Consider the following 2,823-nt stretch of genomic DNA (forward strand, 5'->3'; position numbering starts at 1 on the left):
TCGAGTCCAAGCGGGGGAGCTTCCAGACGAGAAAGCCCAGGCCAACGGCCTGGGCTTCTCTGCGTTGTGGGGTGGTGGCGCCTGGAGGGAGGATTTAGTGATTAAAACTCCGGCAAGGTGTCGCCGCTGCAGGCGTCAGCCCTTCGGCGTTCCGGGCGGCCTACTCGCTGCTTCCGTACAGGTGTGCCTGGACGACGTGTCCACCGAGGTCCGGAACGGCTGAGAGTACTCGGTGCGCTGGCTGGAGCACATGGGCACCGTCTACGCCTGCGACCGGGACACGCTGTGCCGAGCACTAGGACGACCGGACGTCAGTGTGCCGAGCAGGAGCAGCACCGGCAGGAAGGCGTTGTCCCGGCATGATCGCGCTCGGCCTGGTCACCGCTCGCGGTCCGGGCCTCGGCCAGGCACCACGCTCGGCGTGGTCACCATGGACGTCGGCGGTCGCTTCGTACCGCCCGCCGACATCCCGGCCGGCTGTGTGGCGCAAGTTTCGGTGTGGACCCGCGCCGGTGCCGAGGCTGAGAACCGTTGTGGTACCTGTGGCTTACGGGACGCGGGTTCCGGTGCCCAGGGTCCAGCGCTGATTGGCTCCGCCGTTGCAGGCCCACAGCTGGATGCCGGATCCGTTGGGATTCACCGTCCCCGAGACGTCGAGGCAGAGCCCGGACTGGACGCCGGTGATCGTGCCGTCGGAGTTGGTGTTCCACTGCTGGTTGGCGCCGCCGTTGCAGTCGTAGAGCTCGACGTGCGTGCCGGAGACCGTCCCGCCACCGTGTGCGTCGAAGCACTTGTTCAGGACCTTGAGGGTCTTGGCCGAGGTGCTGTAGGCGATCTTCTGGTTTTCGCCGCCGTTGCAGTCCCACACCGCGAGCTGCGTGCCGTTCACGGTCGTGCCGCCGGGAGCGTCCGCGCAACGACCCGAATTGGCGCTCGTGAGCGGACCACCCGGCGGGGTGCTGCCCGCACTGGGGGTGATCTTGAACAGCGCCGATTCGTGGCTGACCAGGCTGCGCGAGACCGAGTTGCCGGACGTACCCGCGTCTGCCCTGGCCCAGAGGTTCCGGACCGTGGCGTTGCCGGTGAAGCCGAGGTCGGACCAGTTGGCGGTGATCGTGGCGGTGTTGTCGCCGAGGTTGAACATGGCGACCGTCTAGCTGCCGTCCGAGTTCTTCGGAGAACGCCAGACCTGCTGCTGGGTGGCCTGGGAGACCGGGGTGGCCGGACGACCGCCGTCCCGGTCGACGGCGAGGACCTCGTCGTTCTTCAGCATGCCGAGGTCACCGGCATCGAAGTGGGTCATGTCCACACCGAGCAGCAGCGGAGCCTTGGAGATCGCCCACAGGGTGAGCTGGCTCTGCCGCTCGGCCGGCGTGAGGCCGGTGGCCGCGCCGTTGCCGACCTCGAGCGAGTCGGGGTCGTTCCAAGCACCCGGCCCGGCGTAAGGCGCCCACTTCGGCAGGTCGGCCCAGCGCGAACGGATCATCCCCCAGTGGGTCAGGGTCGAGCAGTACCACTCGATGTCGCCACTGATCCGCCAGCTGTTGGCGTACTGCCGCCAGGTGTCGACGTTGCCGAAGTCCAGCGTGTTGGACAGCCCGTAGTGGATGGTCCGCCCGGTTTGACGCAGAGCATCCGACCAGTGTTTGACGTCGTCCTGGTCGCTGGTGTGCACGCCGTCGATCTTGATGTAGTCGACGCCGTAGGAGGCGAAGAGATTGGCCCACGAGTTCAGGAATGCCTGCGCCGCGGCTGGGTTCTTGTTGTAGTCGATGAAGTACATGACGTTTCCGAAGCCGCCGTAATTCGACTCGTACCGGCTGGTGTCGGAAACGATGTCGCGGGCGTGGAAGGAAGTCCCTTGGATCGGGGTGTTCTGGTTGTACGCCGCGACCGGGATTCCGGGGGTGACGTACATGCCGAACTTCTCGCCGAGGCCGTGGACGTAGTCCCCGAGGGCCTTCATGCCGCTGGGGAACTTGGCGGTGTCGACCGCCCAGCGCCCGTACTGGTCCACGGTGGTGCCGGGATTGAGGATGTAGTAGTCGTCAAGGTTGATGTACTGGAAGCCCTTGGCGATCAGGCCGGCGTCCGACATGCCTTTCGCTTGCGCCTTCACCTTGGCCTCGTTCGGGCTGCGCATCAGGAAGCTCCAGCTGCTCCATCCGGCCGGCGGTGTCGGGGACGCGCCGTTGTCGGAGGCCAGCGCCGGTGACGCCGTTGTGAGGTTCGAGATCGACAGCGACGCTGCCAACGCAATCGTCGCGACCAGTGCACGTTTTCGCATGACTCTCCTCTGCTGGCTCTGGATCACGCGGACCCGCAGTTCTGCGTGGATCCGGTGGCGTTGACGCGGAGAGCGCCGCCGCTGGTGTTCGTGCTGTCGCCGATGCAGTAGCCGTTGACGGTCTGGAAGCCGATGTCGTAGGCGCTGCCGCTACCGCGCTGTGCCATGAAGTGTTCGAAGGCAACAGGACCGCCGCCGTAGGCGATCACCGCGGGACGGTTGTCGTTAGTCGCGAACTTCACCGACGAGCCGGTGAAGCGGACGTTATCGGCGTTGTGGAGGTACCAGCCGTACGCGGGCCGGGTGCCGATGCTGGTGGGGTCGTATCCGGTGGCGTTGTCGCTGGGCGGCGTGGTGGCGATGGCCGGGCTGCCGCCGGGGACGGTGATGGTGACGTTGGTGGAGGTCACTCCGCTGATGTGGTTGCTGCCGGATTCACCCCACAGGGTCGGGGTGACGCTGGGGGGTCTGCCCAGACTTCGGTTGACACCGGGGCTGACGGTTTCTCAGGCCGCTGACGCGGTCGTGTAGATAGT

3 protein-coding genes are annotated in these 2,823 nt (G+C 66.4%); all 3 read right to left on the reverse strand.

The window, feature by feature from the left end:
* Positions 1-547: 547 nt before the first annotated feature.
* From C2L58_RS49910 to C2L58_RS26620, 3 genes are read right to left on the reverse strand one after another with little or no spacing between them, the layout of a single operon-like run.
* Positions 548-1,144: a ricin-type beta-trefoil lectin domain protein gene (locus tag C2L58_RS49910; protein WP_199191457.1), complete on the reverse strand. Its 597-nt coding sequence runs from the start codon at positions 1,142-1,144 to the stop codon at positions 548-550.
* Positions 1,145-1,153: 9 nt separating this feature from the next.
* Positions 1,154-2,287 carry a glycoside hydrolase family 27 protein gene (locus C2L58_RS26615; protein WP_199191458.1) on the reverse strand — a complete coding sequence of 378 codons (1,134 nt, stop codon included), beginning with the start codon at positions 2,285-2,287 and terminating at the stop codon, positions 1,154-1,156.
* A gap of 23 nt (positions 2,288-2,310) precedes the next feature.
* Complete coding sequence (locus C2L58_RS26620) at positions 2,311-2,697, reverse strand: hypothetical protein (RefSeq protein WP_103340424.1); 387 nt, start codon at positions 2,695-2,697, stop codon at positions 2,311-2,313.
* Positions 2,698-2,823: the final 126 nt, after the last annotated feature.

The sequence above is a fragment of the Amycolatopsis sp. CA-126428 genome (assembly GCF_002904335.1).
Taxonomy (GTDB): Bacteria; Actinomycetota; Actinomycetes; order Mycobacteriales; family Pseudonocardiaceae; genus Amycolatopsis.

Coding starts and splice junctions, on each gene's coding strand:
- C2L58_RS49910 (WP_199191457.1), bottom strand. CDS start 1,144: ATGTTCAACCTCGGCGACAACACCGCCACGATCACCGCCAACTGGTCC.
- C2L58_RS26615 (WP_199191458.1), bottom strand. CDS start 2,287: ATGCGAAAACGTGCACTGGTCGCGACGATTGCGTTGGCAGCGTCGCTG.